At 47.3% G+C, this 22264-nt stretch carries 13 protein-coding genes; 4 read left to right on the top strand and 9 right to left on the bottom strand.

All coding sequences use genetic code 11. The annotated features are described in order from the left end of the window. Positions 1 to 23: 23 nt before the first annotated feature. The 9 genes from DWZ56_RS06650 to DWZ56_RS06610 form a co-directional block, all read right to left on the bottom strand. Positions 24 to 1727 carry a sugar phosphate isomerase/epimerase family protein gene (locus DWZ56_RS06650; protein ID WP_118555615.1) on the bottom strand — a complete coding sequence of 568 codons (1704 nt, stop codon included), beginning with the start codon at positions 1725 to 1727 and terminating at the stop codon, positions 24 to 26. Positions 1728 to 1739: 12 nt separating this feature from the next. Next, complete coding sequence (locus DWZ56_RS06645) at positions 1740 to 4142, bottom strand: glycoside hydrolase family 3 N-terminal domain-containing protein (RefSeq protein ID WP_118555614.1); 2403 nt, start codon at positions 4140 to 4142, stop codon at positions 1740 to 1742. 16 nt (positions 4143 to 4158) lie between these two features. After that, on the bottom strand, positions 4159 to 6540 hold the full coding sequence (locus DWZ56_RS06640) for a glycoside hydrolase family 2 TIM barrel-domain containing protein (protein ID WP_118555613.1): 2382 nt from the start codon (positions 6538 to 6540) through the stop codon (positions 4159 to 4161). Between the two features lie 44 nt (positions 6541 to 6584). Further along, positions 6585 to 9083, bottom strand: a complete 2499-nt coding sequence (locus DWZ56_RS06635; RefSeq protein ID WP_199679555.1) for a glycoside hydrolase family 3 protein — start codon at positions 9081 to 9083, stop codon at positions 6585 to 6587. Positions 9084 to 9085: 2 nt separating this feature from the next. Next, positions 9086 to 10531, bottom strand: coding sequence for an alpha/beta hydrolase family protein (locus tag DWZ56_RS06630; RefSeq protein ID WP_118555612.1), 1446 nt, complete (start codon positions 10529 to 10531; stop codon positions 9086 to 9088). Positions 10532 to 10574: 43 nt separating this feature from the next. Beyond that, on the bottom strand, positions 10575 to 12293 hold the full coding sequence (locus DWZ56_RS06625) for a family 43 glycosylhydrolase (RefSeq protein ID WP_118555611.1): 1719 nt from the start codon (positions 12291 to 12293) through the stop codon (positions 10575 to 10577). 82 nt (positions 12294 to 12375) lie between these two features. After that, a complete protein-coding gene (locus tag DWZ56_RS06620) occupies positions 12376 to 14667 on the bottom strand; it encodes an alpha-L-rhamnosidase-related protein (protein WP_118555610.1) in 2292 nt (763 codons plus the stop codon). 18 nt (positions 14668 to 14685) lie between these two features. Then, positions 14686 to 17091 carry a GH36-type glycosyl hydrolase domain-containing protein gene (locus DWZ56_RS06615; protein WP_118555609.1) on the bottom strand — a complete coding sequence of 802 codons (2406 nt, stop codon included), beginning with the start codon at positions 17089 to 17091 and terminating at the stop codon, positions 14686 to 14688. Between the two features lie 9 nt (positions 17092 to 17100). Further along, positions 17101 to 19890 carry an alpha-L-rhamnosidase gene (locus tag DWZ56_RS06610; RefSeq protein ID WP_118555608.1) on the bottom strand — a complete coding sequence of 930 codons (2790 nt, stop codon included), beginning with the start codon at positions 19888 to 19890 and terminating at the stop codon, positions 17101 to 17103. Positions 19891 to 20110: 220 nt separating this feature from the next. Here DWZ56_RS06610 and DWZ56_RS06605 point away from each other — a divergent pair, with 220 nt between their 5' ends. From DWZ56_RS06605 to DWZ56_RS23740, 4 genes are all read left to right on the top strand, one after another. Next, entirely contained in the window at positions 20111 to 20581 is a 471-nt protein-coding gene (locus DWZ56_RS06605; RefSeq protein WP_199679554.1) for a GNAT family N-acetyltransferase, read from the top strand. Positions 20582 to 20719: 138 nt separating this feature from the next. Next, on the top strand, positions 20720 to 21637 hold the full coding sequence (locus DWZ56_RS06600; protein WP_118555607.1) for a phosphotransferase enzyme family protein: 918 nt from the start codon (positions 20720 to 20722) through the stop codon (positions 21635 to 21637). Then, positions 21634 to 21903: a hypothetical protein gene (locus DWZ56_RS06595; protein WP_118555606.1), complete on the top strand. Its 270-nt coding sequence runs from the start codon at positions 21634 to 21636 to the stop codon at positions 21901 to 21903. Before DWZ56_RS06600 ends, DWZ56_RS06595 begins: the two co-directional genes overlap by 4 nt. Positions 21904 to 21907: 4 nt before the next feature. Next, positions 21908 to 22108, top strand: a complete 201-nt coding sequence (locus DWZ56_RS23740; RefSeq protein WP_118555605.1) for a GNAT family N-acetyltransferase — start codon at positions 21908 to 21910, stop codon at positions 22106 to 22108. Positions 22109 to 22264 lie beyond the last annotated feature (156 nt).

Raw genomic sequence — 22264 nt, 5'->3', positions numbered from 1 at the left:
AACGCTCTCCTTATCTCGTCTTTTTATGTCAGCGTATCAGGTTCTGTCACTCCCCCCCATTTATCAAACATAGCGAGAAATCTTTGCAAGTGTTCCTCGTGTCCCATATAAGAATGATTCTCGGGTTCCGTGTATTCAATCATTGCTGTCTTTGTACATCCATCCGCCTTCATTCGCTGCATCAGCTGATTAAGAGGGACGATTCCCTGCCCCCAGGGTACGCAGACGATTTTTCGCCCATCCGCACATTCATCTCCATCTTCTCCATAGCAGACATCCTTGAGATGTACATGGCTGATATACCCCTTGAGTTTTTCGTAAGACTCTAGGGGGACACTGCCTCCTGCTATCATATTTGCAGTGTCAAATACAAGCTTAAGACCAGGAACTTTACTCAATATATAGTGACATTCTTCTGTGCTGGAAAGAGGGATATGGCAGGAAGGGGTATCCTCCACGCAGACTGTGATATCACATCGAGCAGCTTCCTTCTCTGCAATCTGCAGGCATTTTATGATTTTATCAGCAGCGGCACGTTCTTCCTTTTCATCAGAACAGGTTATCCCATATGGGATAATCATGATTTTATCCGTCCCCAAAAGCTTTGCCTCAGCAAAATATTTATTCATGCTTTTCTTTATATCTTCCGGAATATACGAAGACACATCAAGGACAACAATGTAACAGTTCACCTTGATGCCTGTTGCTGTCATTATATGCTTTACAGCATCCATACCGTAGGCATGTAATTCAATACTCATCAAATCAATATATGGTATCCCATTCCTTACACATGCCTGGCAAAGTTTAAAAAAAGAATTCTGCTGTCTTTCATGAAGTGAAGGATAGGACCAAACTGACAGCAAAAACGGACAATTCTCTACTCCTATCTTCCTGGAGACACACATCCCGGCATTTATATTCATAACTGAAGCTTTTGTATCCTGTAATATATCCGTCTCGCTCCTGTCCTGATCAATTACATATCCAATCTCATACAGCTGCGGAAGATGTTCTGCTTCCTGTATAATTTCCTGCAGCGGGATAGCTCCCTCTCCGATTGCAGTAAAGCAATGCTCTCTGTTCTCCTGACATGCGTCACTCGTAATATCCTTAAAATGAATAATTCTAAGTTTCTCCCGATACAAACGCATTATCTCCACTGGATCTTTCCCTGCATAGAATACCCATCCTACGTCAAGCTCCAATTTCATAGCAGGAATCTCTCGCAGAAAATAAGCTAACACGGTATCATTACTGTCATCCACAAGCTCCGACTCATGATTATGATATAAAAGTTCAATTCCTTCTTCAGCTAATTTTTCTGCAATATATCTTAATGCAGGAATATATTTCTCCGCTTCCTGTATGGCAGATACCATCAGGCTCAGACAGTAATATTTCAAACCGCATTCTTTCGCAAGCCGGACCATCTGCTCTGCAACCAGATCCCGTCCTTCCCCGAGAAGCTCTGTGCTCGCAAAATGCCCTCCCTGTACTTTAAGTCCATGGCTGCGAATTTCTACAATCCTCCGGGCTGCGTCTTTCCAAAAGATAAATCCGGTCTTTTCCATCCAATCAGAATGTTTCAATTGCAAATCATCTGAACCAAAAATAAAACACGGCTCTATCGCGCTGACTCCCATTGTCTTTAGTTCATCCCATATTTGTTCCGATTCACCTGATAAAGCACTGGAAAGCCCATATGTATTGACTCCGATCTTCATGGCTGTTCTCCTTCACATTTCTGATTCTTCCAATCTCTGTTCCAATCTCTTTAGCATCGTTTCCCATTCCTTAGAAGCTTTATCCACTCCGCGTATGCTCTTCTCTAAATATACATAGAGCGGTGTACTTCCAAAATAAACCACATCACTTTTCAGTTTAGAACGTTCAAATTTATCTCCAAACACGCTTTCACAGGCCAGTATCGCATGCGCATGCTCTGCAATCATCGCAATCGGAGCCTGCAGCGAGCACCCGTACGGATTGCAGCCTGTTACCGTCACAGACGTTTTTGCCATGATATTGCGGGAGGAATTGCCGATCCGGATTTCATACTCTCCCGGCTCTGCAGTCCAGGCTTTCCGTTCCGTATCATAAGATGCAAAATCCTTCGGCAGAAGTTCCAAACAGACAACTGTCTCCTCTCCCGGAAGCAGGCTGACCTTTGCAAACCCCTTCAACTCCTGTTCCGGCTTTTGCAGTTTTGATTTGATACAGTGTATATACAGCTGCACAACCTCCTTTGCTTCCATGTGCCCTTCATTTTTCACAAGAACACTGACCCTTAAGGGCTCCTGGGAACGGTTATCATACTGTGTCTTTGATACGGAAGCATTCCGCATAGAAAAGGTACTGTAGCTTAAGCCGAACCCAAAGGGATACAGCGGCTCAATTCCTTTATAATCATAATAACGGTATCCCACAAAAATTCCCTCCCCGTAGTTAACCTGTCCGAATTCTCCCGGGAAATTAATAGCTGTGGGCGTCTGCCGGTAGGTTTTGGGAAATGTGATGGGAAGCTTTCCGCTGGGACTGATTTGACCAAACAGAATATCAGCCAGTGCTCTTGCACCTTCCATGCCGGGGAAATAGAGACATACCAGCGCGTCGATGTCACTCATGAACGCTTCCAGCTCTACCGGTCCCGCCACATTCAAGAGAAGAATTACCTTCTTCCCCGCCTCTTTGGCAAGCCGGATCGTATCCTTCAGCATCGCTTTGTCTTCCGGGTCAAAATCCATATCCGGACGGTCTTTTCCCTCCTGTCCACAAGCACCTGCCGTAATGATTACAACATCCGTCTCATCCTTTACTTCTTCTTTCAGAACGCTATCCGTGTAACGTGCAATTTCTAATGGCAAGCTTGTGAATTTTGAAGTATCCACCTGTGCGCTTCCCGAACCCGACTCCATAAAGCGATCGGTCAGACGCCCGTATAAGGCCACCTTTGTATTTCTTTTTAAGGGAAGCAGCCCTTCGTTTTTGAGCAGCGTGATTCCTTCTGCCGCCGCATGATAGGCAGCTGCCTTCGAAAGCTCATTATCAATTCTCACATACTTCTTTCCATTAAATTTCGGAGTTTTCAGGATAACCTGCAGCATCCTTTTTACTGCATCATCCAGCCTTTCCATGGAAATCGTGCCGTTCTCCACTGCCTCATATAATTTTGCTTTTCCCCGCGGCCCCGGCATATCCAGGTCATTACCCGCCAAGAATGCATCTGTCTGTTCAACCACAGCTCCCCAGTCGGAGACAACCTGCCCCTCAAAGCCCCATTCCTTCTTAAGAACCTTTGTAAGCAGCCAGGCATTTTGTGCACAGGGCACACCGTTGATGGAGTTATATGCACTCATTACGGTTCCCACGTTTCCTTCTTTCACAGCCGCTTCAAATGCCGGAAAATATATCTCCCGCAAGGCGCGTTCAGAAATGTGTTCATCAATTCCCTGCCGCAGGGTTTCCTGATTATTGGCTGCAAAGTGCTTTACATCCGCTACCATTCCCTGCTCCTGCACACTCCTGCAAAAAACCGGTGCGAGGCTTTTGCTAAGATACGGGTCCTCTGAAAAGGATTCGAACACTCTTCCGTTCTTCGGATCCCGCTGTATATTCGTATTGGGCGTTCCAAGCAGCACGTCCACACCGTATGCCATAGCCTCTCTTGCCACCGCTTCACCGACCTCATATATAACTGACCGGTTCCAGGATGCACCCAGCAGCATCCCCGGCGGAAAACAGCCCGGTTCCTCTCCCTCCGGGCGGATTTCTTTCACCTTCGAACGGATGGTTTCCAATAGTTCTCGCATTGCAGGAGGAAACTGCTCCGGAATTGGGAGGTTTGTTGTAACATATTTCATAAAATCCATTGCTCCGGCACCGCTTTCATTGGTGGACTCACTTTCAGCCGCAGCTTTCTCCTCCGTCTTCTCTGTCATGATTGCTCCGATCAGTTCCATGACATACTGAAGCATATTCACTCCCGTGGCTCCGTCCAGATATCGTATGGACGGTATCCCATATCGGGGCATTTCAAGCGTTGAAAATGATGTTTTTCCTACCAGAAGGTCTATTTTTTCTTTTGATGTCATCTCCTGAAGCAGTACAGGTATTGACTTCTCATCGATTAATTTACTCATTGACGTAAGCTCCCTTTTAAATGGCTTCTATCTTTGCAGACACACTGCCGCATCCGTCTGCCGATGCCGTCACAGTAATCTCGCCCGGCTCACCGCTGCAGCGGATCACGGCAAGCACCGCGCCATGCCATGACGTATAGGATGGATCGCTGAAAAGTTCTTCCGTTTCCGGACGGGCGCTTCCAAGCGCCAGTAATCTTCCCGGGCCCTCCACAGTCACCTGAATCTTTTTATCCGTCATCATGCGAAGCGTACCTTTTTCATCGGTCACACAGACTGGCACATACACAATCTCATCCGCATCTGCCTTTACCGTTTTTTCCTCCGGACGGATGGACAGACGGATATCCTTCCCGGCCGTTTCCAGAACAGTTCTGCCGATGCAGGCTCCGTTTTCATCATAGCTTACTGCCTCCAGTTGTCCGGCGCGATAAACGGCTTCAAATTCCGCTCTGCAGTCCTGCAGTTCTTTTCTGCCCAGAAGCACTCCATCCTGATAGAGTTCTGCCTGGCTTCCGATACTATAGACCAGAATCTCCGCTTTTCTGCCCTCACAGCCTTCCCAGGTCCAGCAATCCACCGCATCTGTCAGCCTCCAGCCTCCTATGGTATACTCCTCTTCACTGTGGTTCACCGGACGGACGCCGATATACGGCTTTTTATAGGTTCCCCAGAGTATTGATGCATAGTATGCGGCTGCTTCCGGATATCCGTTTAAATCAAAGGAGCCGCAGGCCGCCGTCAGGCAGGGGTAAGGCTTGGAGAAAGGCGCCTCCTTTGTTCCGTAAACAGGAAGTCCCACGCCCGTCTCTCCCAGATAATCCCAGGCAGTCCAATGAAAATCACCAATCAGATAGTCATTTTCCTCCACAGACTTCCAGTTTGCAGCCATTCTCTGCGGAAATGTCTCTGCGCTCAAAAGGATGCGGTCCGGACGAAGCTCATGGATGCCTTCATAGAATTCATGTGCATAATTATGACCGGAGATATCCAACCGATCAAAGACCTTCCCCACCCGTTCTTCCAGCTTTTCGGCATTAAACGCCCCCCTCTTAAAGGAATCTGCAAGCTCCGGATGTGCGGTGAGCAGTTCATTAATCTGAATACTGCCCATCTCGGCCCCCTTCTCTCCCTCATATTGTTCCATAACGGCCGCCACCATGCTCATAGGTGCATTATTCGCAATGGTCACCGGACGTGTTCCGTCTATACTGTTTAAAATGCCGCAAAACTTCTCCGCAATCTTTGGTGCATAGGAGCGGCCGGTATCTGCAATCTCATTGCCAATGCTATACAGGATTACAGAGGGATGATTATAATCCTTACAGGCCAGCGCCGCCATATCCTTCTCGCTCTCCCGGTCGAAGTAAATGGAATAATCATACGTAGTATTGTGTATTTTCCACTGATCAAAGGATTCATCCATCACATACATGCCAAGCTCGTCGCAGGCGTCCAGGAAGTTCTTTCCTGCCGGATAGTGCGAATAGCGAAGTGCGTTAAAACCAAATTCCTTTAATTTTTTCACCCGGCGGTATTCTGCCTTATCGTAAGCACATGCTCCTAAGATTCCATGGTCGTGGTGAATACAGCCGCCCCGCAGTTTAACAGTCTCTCCGTTTACCTGAAAACCCTTTTCTGCGCTCCAGGAAAGCATACGGATCCCGAAGCGTTCTTCCGCTTCATCCACCGTCTCGCCCTGCTTCTTTAACACCGCTTTTACACGATATAGGTGGGGTGTCTCTGCACTCCACAGCTTAGCGTCCAAAACGGTCACTTCCGCTGCGGTTCCTTCTGCGGATGCCACTTCTTTTTCGCCGTCATAAATCTTATATTCCACAGTAACCGCATCATCGGACAACTCCCCATCCGACACATATTCCGTGCTCACATGAATCACCGCCGGATCGATCGAAACTGTCTTTACCCGAAGCCCCTGGGGCGTAATATGGGAAAGGCCGCCCGTCCACAGATTGACCGGACGGTAAATTCCGCTGCCGGAATACCAGCGGGAATTGGGTGTCAGAGAATTATCCGCCTCTACCAGCAGTTCATTTTCTTCTCCGATTCGAACCTTTCCGGTCAAGTCAACAAAAAAGTTAGTATAGCCATAAATCCATCCGCCTGCTTTTTCTCCATTGAGAAAAACGGATGAATTCATGTAAACACCCGCAAATTCCAGAATCAGAGACTGATTTTTGTACTCTTCTTTCCCGAAGAACTTCTTTGCATAATAATATTTTCCTCCCGGATAATAACCGGTGCAGTTTCCGTTCTCCATATCAGGCTGGCGCGCTTCCAGGATCATTGCATCGTGGGGCAGCTCTATGATCTGTTTCTCCTGTTCCTGACCGTCTTTCCAAAATTCCCAGCCCTGATGGATTCTGATTTTTTTCATATTTTGTTCCTTTCCATGCTGTTTTTACGCACTTTATGTTCTGTTTATTGTTTCAGTTTCCATGCCAGCATCACGTTTCTTGCCGCACACCTCTCCACTTCCTTTCGCGTCAGGGTGCACTCTGCATCTTCTCCGTGAAGGGCCTTTAAAATATTATCATAATGAGCCTTTCCGCCCGGCATCATCAGGTCATTTCCTGCTTTGATGCTGGGTACCGATGCAAATTTCCGGTATTTGTTTATCTCATCCGAGGGGGACGCATCTCCGCCTAAGAAGTCTGACATCACCATGCCTTCGTATCCCCACTCTTCCCGCAAAAGCGTCTCCAAAAGATCCTTCCGCTCCGAGGTATGGACTCCGTTTAACAGGTTATAAGAGCTCATAAATGCGAACGGCTGTGCTTCCTTCACCACGATCTCATATCCTTTGGCATAGATATCACGAAGAGCCCGTTCATTTACCATGCTGCTTGTGCGGAAACGGTTTGCCTCCTGATTGTTACAGATAAAATGCTTAATCGTCACACAGCGTCCCGGCTCATTCTGTATTCCTCTCGTCATGGCCGCCGCCATTTTTCCGCTAAGCAGCGGATCCTCGGAATAATATTCAAAGGTTCTTCCGCAAAGGGGATGTCTTTGAATATTCATGGCCGGAGCCAGCCAGATATTGATGCCAAAATGAACCATCTCCTTTGCCACGATTTGGGCACAGGCTTCTGCCGCATCCGGATTCCAGCTCTGGGCCAGCGCGGCAGCTATGGGAATTGCCGTACAGTTCTGCTCATGGATTTCCCCTGCTCTTTCTTCCGGCGGTGTGACAGGCATCATAGCACTCAAAGCCCTTCGCATACCTTCCGGAAGCAATTCCAATTTATTCTCAATCTCCATGAGATTGTTTTCTTCTTTAATGGGATAGGCACCCTTCGCATCCACTCCGTATCTGCGGGACAGGCGCAGACCGGAAGGGCCGTCTGCCATCACCAGATTCGAAACCCCCCGGTCAGAAAAACGGCCAGTTGTCTCTCCCGCTGCCCCCACCACCGTGATAGCTGCATCTCCAATGACATTCTTACTGCCTTCTCCGATAAATTCACCGGTACAAAGATACACCAACTCCTCGTCCGAAAGGCTCTCCACCAGGGAGACCGCGTTCGGATCCGGCTTTGGAGTTCTGTGAACGGTTATGTCAAAATCAGATGCTTTCATCTTTAAAACCGGCAGTTTCTCTGTCTTATCTTTCTGCGGTTCCAGTGCTGTAAACAGATGTTCTGCCGCTTTTTTCTGTTCCTCATTTGGTTTCCAGTCGATAAAGTCTGTCTCCCCGCCTACCGCGTGAATCTCCTCTATTACTGCCGTCTCATCCAGTTCCACAATGCCGCAGACTTTCGTATTCCTGCTGCTGTTACCTACCCGCAGCACATAGGAGCCCTTTTCCAGAATCCTCGTATGGTGCTCTGCATCGGTGCTGGCAAGACTCCTTATATCAAATTGCAGTGTCGCTTCCGTCATCTCACCAGGCGCGAGCTCGCCGGTTTTTACAAAAGCCGCCAGGCTCTGCCAGGGCTGATCCAACTGTCCTTCCGGCACCGATACATATAGCTGCACCACTTCCTTTCCTCTTGCATGACCGGTATTTTTTATTTTTACCGTCAGCCGTACTTTCGTTTTATCCACCTCTGCCTGCTGTGCAGAAATTGTAAAAGTGGTGTAGCCCAGGCCATAGCCAAAAGGAAACAAAGGGGTCCTGCCCACCGAGTCAAAATAGCGGTATCCCACATAGATTCCCTCACGATAACGGGTATCGCTGCGGTCTCCAAACTCTCCGACACAGCAGTAATCCTTAGAAGCCGCCCAAGTTGCCGCTAGCTTTCCGGAAGGATATGCTTTGCCTAAAATCACATCCGCAAGCGAATCCCCTACAGTCATGCCAAGCTGCGACAGCAGAAGAATATTGCTTACCTGCTCTGCTACCGGGGACATATCCACCACACATCCGGTATTTAATACAAGCAAAAACTTCGGATACTGCTGCTGCAGAGTCAGAATGTCGCGGATTTCCGTCTCACTCATCAAAAGGTCTCCCGGTACAGCCTGCCGGTCTGCTCCTTCCCCGCAGAGACGGGACAGCACATAGACAGCGGTATCTCCTTCCCCCGTAAGCGGAATATCGTAATCTGGCTCCGGCATGACAATGCTTAAATTTTCCATCAGCATATCCATGCCTTCCTCCGATATTTTATCCTTTAACCATGCACGAAAACCGATATTCGCTTTCATACGCGCCTTTTCATATGCTTCCATCCAGTATTCGGTGGTGATACTAAACCCGGCATTTTTCAGCCCGTCTTCCACAGTGGGATAGGATTTCACATTTACATCTGCGGAACCGCGTCCTCCCTTAAAAGTACGGCGTGCACCGTTCCCATAGAGAGCGATCTGTCCTGCCTGTGCCAGCGGAAAGCTGCCGTCTGATTTAAGCAGCACCATACACTCCGGCGCTATCTCTCTTACGCGGTTTTTATGATCTGTCTCATAACCTGTCATACTCACAAACCTCCTTCTGACGCCCCAAGCTCTTTCATAGTCTCCTGCAGCGATGCACGGCATGTTGGATCCGCTTCTGACTTCATCATTTCTTCAAAAATGTCCACTAACGCTTCTTTTCCATGAATATCTGTCCAATCGGACAATTCCTCCGCCACTTCCTTCTGATACACTGTAAGGGAGCCGTAAATACTGTCATCCACACCTATATGCGCAGGAAGTGCAATACTTTTTCCCTGATAACGCAGCAGCAGCCTCTTTAACATAGCCGGTGTAAGGATACAAGTCTTTGCTGATGTCTTTTCAAACATTTCTTCCAGATACGGCACGTCAAATCTTCTGCCTGCATTCATGCGGGAAGAATGGGTTCCATACCCTTCTATGGGACCGTCATCAAAGATGTTCAGGTTAAAGCGTTTGCTCTTGTCATAGGGAAGGTTGCAGGATGTTTCTTCTTCCGGAACCTTGAAGCATTCTGTCCTCGTATCTGCCTGCGGCAGACATTCTTCCAGCGAGTACTTAAGTTTACCCGGAAAAGTCTCCGGCAGCCTCGCATCAAAATCCTCGGGCAGAGAATCTCCAGGTTTTGCATATGTAAAGCGCTTGCTAATCTGATCCACCGGAACCAGTACATCCGAAGTACAGTGATTTACCATGACAGGACTGCAGAAGCAGTCCGCAAGACCCACAGGCGACAATGCTACCCAGCGCTGTGTATCCTCTTTATCCGGGAAATTATCGCCAATGGGAGCAAATAATCCCGCCAATCCCGCCAGAAACGGAATGGGAACTCCCGACAAATTTTTCAGCATATCCAGCGCTCTGTTTTCAGCCTTCTCATCCTGTTCGTTCGGGGAACGGCCGACTTGCGTTCCCTGTGTCTCCTTTTCTGCCAGTATCCTCGCAAGTGCCTGGAGATTTAATGCATTGGCTTTATTAAAGTAATAATGAAAATTAAAATATACATTCGTAATAGGTCCGTTGGCGATGGAAGCGCAGTGTCCCAGCTGCAGACCGCTAAGCATCAGGGACATATATCCGCCTGCGCTGCCTCCCACCAGAATGATCCGTTTCCTGTCGAATTGTGTTCTGTGACGAAGAGTATAAAGAACCGCATTGTTGAACACCAGATCATCATCCGTAAGGCTTCCGTTATAGTTATCTGAAAATTCTGCCGGACAGGCCACCGCCCATCCCTTCGCCAGGTAATCGCGAAGCTCCAGGGAGTCCTCCCCCATCTCATAATGGGGAACGTAAATCAGCGGCATGGGACGGGCCGCGGCTTCCGGCATGACCACATGCACCGCGCGCACATCGACTTTCCTTTCCCTGGTGATATACGGCACTTCCAGCCGAAGACGTTCTACATGCACAAGCGGTGCGGGTGTTTCCTTGGGCTGTGCCAAGATTGCCAGAACCTTTGAAATATCCATTTTCTCTTTGCTCATAATATTCCTCGCTTTCTTTATACACCGGTGTCACTTCTCAATTTCAGATACTCAATTTCCGTACACTTCCATGTGTAATCCCGTTCTCGTTAAAGGCATCCACACGGACATAATATTCCTCCCCCTTTACCAGCGCACCGATACACACCTTTTCTCCATATAATGTTCTGCTGTGGTAAAGCTTATCCGGCGCATGGCCCCACAAAATTTCGTACCCAAGGGCACGGGAATCCTGTCGGTTAGCTCCTGCTTCCTTAAGAATCTCCACCTCCATGTCAAGGTCACCGATCCGAACCGCTTTAAACCCGGGTTCTTCCGGTTTTTTGCCATCCCCCTTGCCGAACACACGGATTCCGGAAATACACGGCTGCTGCTCATACGGAACAGCCATATCCGTCAATTTCAGATAACGCAGAGATACCCCTTCCTCACGCACGATAAAATCATGGGAAAAATCTGTCTCTGCTGCCGATTTATCTTCTATCACAAACCAATCCGCGCCATCCTTTGAACCCCACAGCTTCCACCGGGTAGGATACGTTCTGTCCTCAATAAACCGGGTAATTCCTTTGGACTCATCTCTGCACGGCAGATACAGCAAGTCATCTGCAAAATTAATCTGTATGCCATGGACCCGATACTGTTTTTCCAAATCCAGGAGCAGCCACGGGCTGCTGTCATCGGAAGCGGGCTTCCACCAATTCTGTACATTCTCACAGACCGCATTAGAAGCGGGATGACCTTCCGTTTCCGAGGAAGCACCAGCCCTTTTTCCCACACTTAACAGCATCCAATCCGGTTCTTCCCAAGGGTCTTTCTTATCTCCCGTAATCTTTCCTGGCCAGTCACCATAACGCTGATTACAATACAGCTCGCCGTCTTTGTCGTATCCGGCAGGCCACAGTCCTACACGGCGCTCAAAAATATGGTTCAGGCTGATCCGCATAGTTGCTGTATGCCATAAATTCCCGGCCGCGTCTTCCATGGTGGAGCCATGTCCGGCTCCCGGCATAAATCCGCCCGGATGATAGGAGTAGGGATTATTTTTCTGTGGTGTGAAGGGGCCTAACGGGCTGTCCCCCACATATACACCGTCGCCGTATGTATTGTATTCCGTTCCGGCAAAAGCATATTGAAGGTAGTATTTCCCGTCATGTTTGTCCATCCAGGCGCCTTCGATAAATGGCTGGCTCTCTTTACTCATCGCATTAACCGAATTATCCTCGCCCACACGTTCATATCCTCTTTCCCGCGGATTCCCGAAAATAAGATTTTTCTTTTCTCCTATTGGAAGCATGGTTTCCGGATCCAGCTCCGTTCCGCAGATCGGCATATCATTGGAGCATCCCCAATAAAAATATACGCGTCCGTCCTCATCAATGAAGAGATTCGGGTCCCAGAAGGAAAAATTTCCGGGAATTTTCTCATAAGGCCCATTCAAAATATCCTTGGTACGGTAACGGTCACAATTCTTTAAAACACGGGATGCACAAAAATACACATAATCTCCCATCACCCGTACATCCGGAGCATAATCGTAGAGCGGAAGTTCTTCGGGAAGAGGACGATTCTCCCAGTGAGCTAAATCTTTGGACACCCATACCCCCAGGGTCATGGACGCAAAGATATAGTAGCTGCCTTTAAAATAAATCATGGACGGGTCAGCAGCCTCCCGCCATGCCGGTCCCGGTTCCGTCTCATTTATTTTTTTAGGAATCTGATACCGGTAATTTACATTTAACGGATTACAATAATATGGCATGCAAAAAACCTCCTTCTTCCCTCACCGTTTCTTTTTTATATAGAATGTTGCACAGGCCGCCGTATCGAAACTTGCTTCCATTTCACTTGTCCTCCCAATATTGAACCTCTATATCCTCTCCTGTTTTCTTCCACTGAACTTTAATCATCCCCTTAGGTGTTATGACTTCCCCTTTGGCCCAGGTAAAATGACCGGGTGTCGGTCTTACCTCAAATTCTTCAAAACCCGGTTTTGTCGGGCGGACGCCGAGAATAACAGCGGGCAGTTCATAGAGGGCCAGGGCCCCCCATGCATGGCAATCGCTTCTCTGTCCAACAGGATCTTCCACACAGGTGGTCAGATGGTTTCTTACCATATTGCGCCATACCTCCCATAGCTCACCGGTATATTCGTAGAGATCACATTTTTCCAGTGCGCGGAACAAATAATACGCCATGGCAACCGAACACTGTGCATAATCCTTCTTATTTTTCAGAGTTCTTAAGAGATTCTCTCTTCCCTGTTCCCCTATAACCGTATCCGTCAGTGCGGCAAAAACCTGGCAATGCTGGCTGTATTCATCGACACCCGGCCCATCCTGAATCATACCGTTGGCTCCCATACAGTAATTTCGGACTGCGTCGCGCACCTGTTTTGCACGTTTTTCATATTCCGCAGCCGCAGACTTTCTTCCGGCGAAGGAAGCCATTATTGCAGCATGCTGAAGCCCCATGATATAAAGAAGGCTCTCCATGGTAATCGGTCCTGACATTCCTGCGGACGGTACTCCGGATGTTGCATCCCACTCTGCTGTCCAGTCCACAAAGGACCAGGAAGTGTCCCGGAATAGTTTACCGCCGATTTTATCCACGATTCCATCCTTGTTAAGATGCCTGTGGAAATACTCCAATATCCTGTCGATCACAGGCAGATAAGAATGAATCAATTCTCGGTCACCAAAGAACATCATGTGGTCATACAGCATCATTATGTAATAAATAGAGAATCCGGGGATAATAAAAAACGAAACATTCGGATAACAGCAGCTCACCATGCCGTCGTAGCGCTGTGACCGTCTGAAATCATCAAAGCACTTACGGGCCAGCCTGTCATCCCCGGAAATCATATAGGTGTATAAGATTTGTGACCTGGTGTCCATAGCATATTGAAGCTGTTCATAAAAAGGACAGTCTTCATAGGTCTCATGCATGCATCTTCGCAGAGTCCTCTCACTGATATCCCAGATATCCCCCATGGATTCATCGGAAGTTGTCACCCAGGTTTTCACTTCCAGGGGATATCCTGTCTCCTGATAATCGAAGCTCTCTATCGTTAACGGTTCTTCTGCTGTTACAATCTCAAGCCGGATAAACCGAAAAGTTCGAAACCAGAAGGGTTCATAAGTCTCCGTATCCCCTCTTTTACCGCAGCCTGCCACCTCATAAGTGTCCGTAACTCCGAGCAAATGGCCGTTCTTATCATCCGTTCGGTCTCCTTTTACTGGCATGGTGTTTTCCGGTTCGTCCGGTTCTTTGGGAAGGTAATACGATTCTGACTGCAGAATTTTGATTTTCGTTTCTTTTCCACCTCTGACAGCAAGCTTTAAGAAACCAGTCATCAACTCCCCAGCATTTATCTCCACAATCTCCTTCGAATGGGGTGCGACAGTGACAGTTCCCTCTCCTGCCAGCATACGGTTCCAGTCTGCTTCGCTGATACCGGAATCTCTGATTGTCTGAATGCCAGTGAATTTTTTGGGAATCTTGTTCATATACGGAATTGTCCTGGGGTGGAGATTCCCAGGGCTTACTGCCTTTGCACTCACAATCGTCCAGCCCTGATCCTTTGCCGGCAGCCAGTGATCATCCGTATAGTCGTCCCGCATCCACCCAAACGTACGGGGGTTCCCCCCTGCTTCCTCCAGAATATAGAGCTGCGCAAAAACTTCGTTTTCCGGGTGGATTTTTATATGATCCTCTCTTACACACTTCCAGTTCTCATCTGCGGACAGGCAGACTGCCGTTCCTGTTTCGTCCGCATATTCACCCTTGAAATAAAATCCGGGAGTATCGGTACGAAAGACTGCCCGATTTCCTTTTGCAGTTTCCATAGGATAGCGAAGGACAATGACAGCCAGGACATTCCTTCCCTGTTTCAGATAAGTAGCCAGATTCACCGTATCATAATACCAGATCTGACGGTCTCCTTTGCTGGGCCCAATCTCTGCAAGATTCCCGTTTACATACAGCTTATATCTGGAGTCCGCCGATATCCGAATGTCTAATTTCTCCGGAACTGCTGTAAAATTGATCTCCCTTCGAAAATAGACGATTTTCGGCTCCTCCTGATCTGCGGCATTCCAGTCCGGTATCCATACCCAATTTGTCTTTATCATTGCTGTCAGCCTTCCCTTCTACCCCATTATGACGGCTGCCGTTACGTTTTCTTTTCCGTACAGCATTGCCGGTGTTATGATATTGCCCTCAATCTCCCTGCCGTCTATCCAAATGCTTTTTACGCCGTGCTGCACGCCCTGGGGGTTTGAAACCTCAATTTTAATCACACTGCCTCTATAGGTCCGCTCAACAGAAAATCCTTTCCATTCGGACGGAATACTCGGGTCAATCACTAATCCCTTCATCGTCGGTCTGACTCCCAATATATACTGTGTAGCGGCAACGTCCATCCACGCTGCTGTTCCTGTCACCTGTGAGACGCAGGCCTGACCAAACTGCCCGTTGTCCGGTCCAAGCATTGTGCTGGAATACGCATAAGGTTCCCCCTTATAATTCTCAACACCGATTCTCTTAATGACCTCATGGGGTATTAACTGCTTATAATATTTCCAGGCATGATCGCCTCTTCCAAGCAACGCTTCCGCAATAATCGCCCAGCAGTTCGCCTGGCAGAAAATTCCGCCGTTTTCCGAATATCCCGCCGGTAAGTTATTCGCTTTCTCCGCAGGAAGTCCCGGCGTGTTGATCAGCAATCCCATTCCGGTGTCCATATGTTCTTTTACAGAATCCATCGCCTGAATATTTTTATCCCTGTCACCGCTTCCTGCAATGATCATCCAGCTTTGGGTATTTACCCAGATCTTCGCATAATCTGCATCCTTAGTCCCAAAAGGCTTACCGTCATCATCGATTCCGCGTACATACCACTCGCCGTCCCAGCAATACTTTTCAAGCGCTTCTTCCTGCTTTTTTATAAGCCCGGCAAAACGGCTGACGGTTACTTTGTCCCCTCTCATTTCTGCGATTTCAGAAAGCTGTTTCAACGCATATATAAGCTGCTGTGATACAAAGACGGTTTCACCCTTTCCGGCCCTTCCAAAGGGTCCCACATGGTCATTCCAATCGCTAAATAAAATCAACGGCAAACCGTGCTCACCCATATGATTTTCTGTAAATTCCACTCCGCGCATCAAATGCTCCCAAATGGATGCAGGCGCTGCCGGTGTCTTCAGGTCTTCTGCCAGAAACGGGACTTCCTCGTTTAAAAATTCTATATCTCCGCTCTCCGCAGCAATCGCATATGCAAGATATGCAAGCCATATATGGTCATCCGATCTCATTACTTCCTGAGGCAGCTTATTGTCCTCCGGCCAGCAGGCATGAACCGCATGTCCGTCTTCATGCTGTTGTGTGCACAAATAAAAAAGCATCTCCTTAGCCCATTCCGGTTTACGGTATGCCTGCGCAAGCATATCCTGGGCACTGTCCCTAAATCCTATACCGCGGATGCCGGAAGCGGATGAACTGATGGACCGTGAATAACGTGCTGTGACAACGCTTTGTATGGGATTCCAGATATTGATTTGCCTTTGAGCCACGTGATCCGGAATATGACACTGGTATATGCCAAGATGATGATTCCACCATGCCATGTTTTTTGCAAACTGTCTCTCTACTTCACCTTCTGACTTCAGAAAATCCAGTGTGTCAGCGGTTGTCTTTCTTGTGTTTTCGTAATCAACAAGTGCACCGGGTGTAACGCCCAGGAAATAATCCACGCACTTCTCTGCTTCCGGCGCAAGGCTGATGTGGCAGTGAAGCGCGGCACAGGGTTCGCCGCCGGCCAGATTTTCATCGCCAAGTCTCCCTTCTTCTACCTCCACCGGATTTCTCTCATCCCGGTAGTTCCCGCAGAACAAGTCACGGTTGCAGCAGAAAGAACCGGCCTTCTCGCTTGAGGAAAAATAGACTACCGGTGAGTTCTGCACATCCACCTGCATCCAGGAAGTATACAAATACATGATTGCGTTAATTTCTTCGTCGTACTTAGCGCTGACATTCCATTTGAGGTAATAGCCCAGATTGACCTCGTTTGCAAAGGCAAGCTGTGAGAGCTCCGTATAGGCAAATACATCGCACTCCACCTGCTCCCTTTTCAGATTAATAAGCTTCAAATCCCAGATAAATGTATCGCTGTCCGTTGCCATAAACAGCGTTAAAACAGCTCTTAAGCCGTCTTTTTCTGCGGTAAAGGCAGTATAGCCGGTGGAATGTGCTGCTTCCCAGTAATCCAGCTTCGTCTCACAAGGCCGGAAGGTGGGTGACCATACGGTTCCATCCTTCATTCTGATATAGATGTAGAAGCCTGGACTGTCTATGGGCAGATTATAAAAACGGTATCTTGTAATCCGGTAATTCTGCGGTGTGCGCCACCAGCACATACCCCCGCCTGCCTGGGATACAAATGCGTGCAGCCTGCCATTGGATAAATAGTTGATCCAGGGAGCAGAAAGATCAGAACGGCTGAACTGAACCTTCCTCTCATCGTCATTAAATGAATACGGTAAATTAGTGTCTTTCATAGTGTCCTCCTATTTCTTTTCATAGTTTCGCGTAACTCCGGTATACTGATAAGTTCCGCTGCCAAGTATATGGAACTTCCCGTCAGGCAGCGTCAAACGTGCTTTCGTATTGGCCGGTACCGTGCATTGATAGAAGTACCTGTCCCCTTCCCGTCTCCATTCAGAGATAATCGGCCCATATAAACTCACATATTCTGCTCTTGCTTCTGTCAGACTGCCTCCTAATATGGGATGCAGTTCAAATTCCTCATATCCGGGTTTTTCAAAGCAGGGACGTATGCCTGCCACATAGGCAAACAGGAACTCGCAGACCGCACCGTAGCTGTAATGATTCAGGGAATCATTAAGCGCGTCAAAGCCGTCCCAGCTCTCCGGAATGGTAGTTGCTCCCTTTGTGACGGAATAGAGCCAGCTGGGCATTTCCGTCTGTTCCAGAATCCGGTAGGCCAGATCCGCACGCCCCATTTCTGCCAATGTGGGCAGAAGAAAGGGGGTGGACAAAAAACCTGTATTCAGCCGATACCCGTTGTCTTCAATTTCCTTAATCAGCTGCTCTTCTACCAGCTTTCGCTTCTTCCCTGTACTAAGATTCATCGCCAATGCCCGCACATATGCCGCCTGATGGCCGGGTTCGATGCAGCCATCCTCATCTATCAGATATTTCTCATACATGTTTCTTATCTTTTCTGCAGTCTTTAAGTATTTTTCAGCCTCAGTCTGTTTGCCTAAAACCTCCGCCATAAATGCCACATTATCCGCTGAACGGCACATGTATGCAGTCGCCACCTTGGGCTTACCGTACTTCACCATCAAGGCAAAGATATCTGCCAGGTTCTTCTTTGGAGCATTTGTGCTCTCCGGTTCCGCAGAGGGCTTCGCAATCGGCTCCTGCCATTCACCGTAATGCATTTTTGTATCATAGATATAATCCGCATCCAGTTCCCCATCCGTTATTGTGTGGTACATGGGAAGCGGCTCATATATGGGATTATGCTCTTTCGCACAGGCAAGCATATAGTCTACCCAGCGCCTCGCTGTCTCATATTGATTCTCCAGTATTTTTTTGTCTCCATAACACAGGTACAGCATATACGGAATCCACGCTGCAGCATCTCCCCAGCCGGCGCAGTCCTCACCGATACTGCCGTTGCCCTCCGGTCCCGCCAGAGCCGATAACGGATTCAGCCTTTTCATCCGCTCTAATTCCTCAGGGTCATGGACACTGCTGGTGGACGGAAATGTAATCCCGATCTTTCCGCTGCCGAATTGCTCCAGTGCCATATCCGTCAGGCATTTTTCAAAAAACGGATACACATTCATGAAGCAGGATGCCGTGCGGACAAAAATCTGGCAGTCACCGGTCCAGGAATTGCGTTCACGGGTGGGACAATCCACCGGCACATCCATAAAATTGCCCTTCTGGCTCCACCTGCTGTTCTTCACAAGCTGATTTATGAGAGGGTTGGAACAGGTAAAATCTCCTGTCTCCTCCATATCTGTATAGACCGCCACTGCGGTAAAATCGCCGTCCCTGATTTCTTCCGTATACCCCTCTATCTTCACATAACGGAAACCAAATATAGAAAACATGGGGCAATAGGATTCCTCTTCTTTTCCGCTGCAATGATACTGCACCTGTTGGAACGCTTTGACCGGATAGGAGCATTTATTGACATTCGCTACGGTAAAGTTCCCCTGGTGGTCCAGCGTCTCTGCGTGTGTCAGCGTTACCGCCTGACCCTTTGTACATCCATGCAGGCACATTCTTACATATCCTGCTATATTCTGTCCGAAGTCAAGAATAAGCGCTCCTGATGCATCCTTAAACACTCTCGGTGAAAATTCTTCTTTTTCCCGGACCGGCAGTCCGCCGGCAATCCGCCTGGCGTCTGTATGTCCCCGTCTGTCCGATTCATCGATCACATGCACCTGTCTCCACGCAGAATCGTCAAAACCAGGCTTCTTCCAGCCATCCGGTTCTTTTGCCGCATCATATACATCGCCCATCAGCATATCACTGGCCTCTAATCCGCCATAACCCGTCTTGAATCCTTCATCTGACACGACGGTCTCCGCTGTGCCATCCTCATAATAGAGTTCCAGCTGGCCCAAAAATTGCAGCTTTTTTCCAAAGTTATTGACAACAGTTCCCCCTGTTACTCCCCGCCACCAGCCATCACCAAGCACTGCCGCCCAGACATTTTCGCCGGGAGAAAGCAAGTCTGTAACTTCATACGCCTGATACTGTATCCTGGAATAATAGCTGGTAAACCCCGGTTTGAACCTGTCTTTTGTACCTGTAACCCCGTTCAGCCAGAATTCGTATAACCCGTGAGCAGTCTGGTATATAAAAGCCTTCTTAAGGCCGGGTCTCACATGAAAGCTTTTCCGTAAATAGGGTGCGGGCTTTCTTGCATCCGGATCCACATCCCCCTCCGGTTCAATCCATCTGGCTTTCCAGTCTTCCTCTTTCAGCAATCCCATGGATAAGGCGGCTGTTTCCGATAGGCCGGTTTCTTCCGCGCCGTTTTCATCCACTGCCTTGACAGTCACCTGCCAGAACAGCTCCATTCGGCTAAGAAGAGCACCGCCTTCATAAAGAATTCGCTGGCTCTTAGAACTCTCCACTCTGCCGCTGTTCCAAAGCTCTTCCTGCCCGTTCCAAACCCGGATACAGTATTCCTTCTGAATAACGCCCTGCTTATCACTCTCTAATTTCCAGGAAAATCTTGGGTTACTGCAGTCAAGAACGACCGGTCCTTTACGGTACTCCGTCCGAAGATCATATATACGGATCATTGAAAACGTTCCTCCTTCTCCTGCTATCGTTCATTTACCGTGCAAAAAATTCTCATTTTCCATTATTATCATATAAAAATCCGGTAATTTTGTATGCTCCAAAATCACCGGATTCATGTTTAAATTCAACCTCTTTGTCTGCTGGCAAGTCCACACTCCCAATCCGTTTCCTGTCTCCTTTATTTTGTGTTATAATGTTAAGAAAAGGTGAGGTACTGTTATGGACAGCGAACATTTAAACATCAGAATCCGTGCGTATCAGGAAGCAGATTACAAGCGCCTGCAGGCAATACACGATCCGGCCAGAAAAAATGAATTAGCACTGGCCGGACTATCAGATGCCTTTCTGCCTCTGTCTATAGCTGCTACGCGGGAGGGACTCTTTGAATATGAAGTCTATGTGGCTGAATACCGGGGCACACCCGTCGGTTTTGTGGCATTTACGGAAGATGAAATTGCGTGGCTGTATGTAGATGTGGATTATTCACGCAAAGGAATCGGTAAGGCGCTCGTGGAGTTCGCACTGCAGAAAGCAGACGGTGAAGTAAGTCTTGAGGTATTAAAGGGAAATACACCCGCTATCGCATTGTATACTGCATGCGGATTTGAAATCACCGATACTCTCTCCGGTGTAATGCCCGGAAATGAGGAATTTCCTGTGACTGTTCATGTGATGAAAAACAAGGGGTGAAAACAGGATTCAGGGAAGAAAAGCGGAAGCGTGCGCAGGTCATCAACCTTCGGTTGGCGGCAAGAAAAGAAGGATTATATCATTTGTCGGAGTAACATATCTGAAAATCATTTCAAAGAGAAAGTGAGATATCAGAAGATGAAAGAAATAATAAAACAGATTTTGCCTTTCTGGGCAATTGAGTGTGGGCAGCTATTACAAATATATCCCACTGCATGGGAAATCAACAGTTCTTATGTAATCAAAATATATAGTGACAAAAAGCAGTTGGAGAGAAATATAAAAATATCGGAAACGCTATTGAATTGTGATATTCCGGTTGCGAAGACAGTTCTCACTACAGATGGTGAAAAATATGTCGAGTATAACAACCGATATTTCCTTGTATCACACAAATTGCCGGGGAGCAATATTTCTGATATAAAAGATCAAACAATGGCCTGGAAAATGGGCTGTGCAATTGCACAGTTACATACGGCGTTCATTAAATGTGAAAAAGAACTGGAATTTGGAGATAACAGTCTGTTAAATGAGATGAAAGGCTGGATACGGGAAAATTTAGCAACTGACGGGTGGACGTTAATAGACGAAAAAGAATATTCAAAGACAGCAGCAATGTTAGAAAGCGTATATGATCTCCTGCCGAAACAGTTGATCCACAGAGATGTACATTTTGGGAATTTCTTATTCTTTGAAGGCCACTTATCAGGATACATTGATTTCGATCTGAGTCAGAGAAATATAAGAATATTTGATGTCTGCTATTTCCTGGCAGGATTATTAGCACAAGAAACCGATGACGCATTTACCAAATTAGAATGGATTGAAAACGTTAAATCGGTGATCAAGGGCTACGAAAGCATCATTCATCTTACTGAAAATGAGAAAAATGCAATCCCATGTGTGATGGAATGCATAGAAATTTTATTTGCAGCGTATTTCATCGGTAAGAAGGACACAAAACACGCCAAAGATGCATATAATGTGTTCCATTTTATTCAAAATTGCGAAAGTGATATTATCAAAGCGATAAAGATATCTGAGGTGAATGTATGATACGAAAAGCTGCTGCAACAGATCTATCTCGAATAGCTGAAATAATTGTATTTGGAAAAAGAGTTGCTTACAGATCAATATTTCACAATGACTTGGTTTCGTTTCAGGAAATTCAGGTGAACCATTTAATTGAAGCATATCGCAGTAATCCATTGCTGCTTGAACAAATGCTTGTCTATGACGACGGTATAATAAAAGGTGTTATTAATAGGAAAGCGTCTGCTGACAGCATTGAACTTTGCGAATTTTATGTAGAACCTTTTTAAAGGAATGGGAATCGGAAGAAAACTGATTCAATATGTCATAGATGAAGCAAAAGCCGCCAAAATTAAAAGGATTTTTCTTTGGGTTATTGAAGAAAATGTACCAGCGCGGAGATTTTATGAAGCAAACGGATTCAGACAAAACGGACAAACTTGTTTGATTGAAGGAACATCTAAAATTGACATGTGCTATGAATTGATGTTATAGTTTCATGCACATTCACCAGTCAGCTGAACCTGCCATGGAAAAGGCGGTTAAAACTTTTATTTGAAAGGCAAGAATTTCAAAATCTTTCAGCATCTCGTCTATGAGGGTTTGTCAAGTAAAGTGTGTAAATTTTTTTGATTTTTTATCGGCGGTCAA

The organism is Lachnotalea sp. AF33-28 (assembly GCF_003477885.1).
GTDB lineage: Bacteria > Bacillota > Clostridia > Lachnospirales > Lachnospiraceae > AF33-28.
This window is presented reverse-complemented; position numbering and strand designations above follow the sequence as displayed.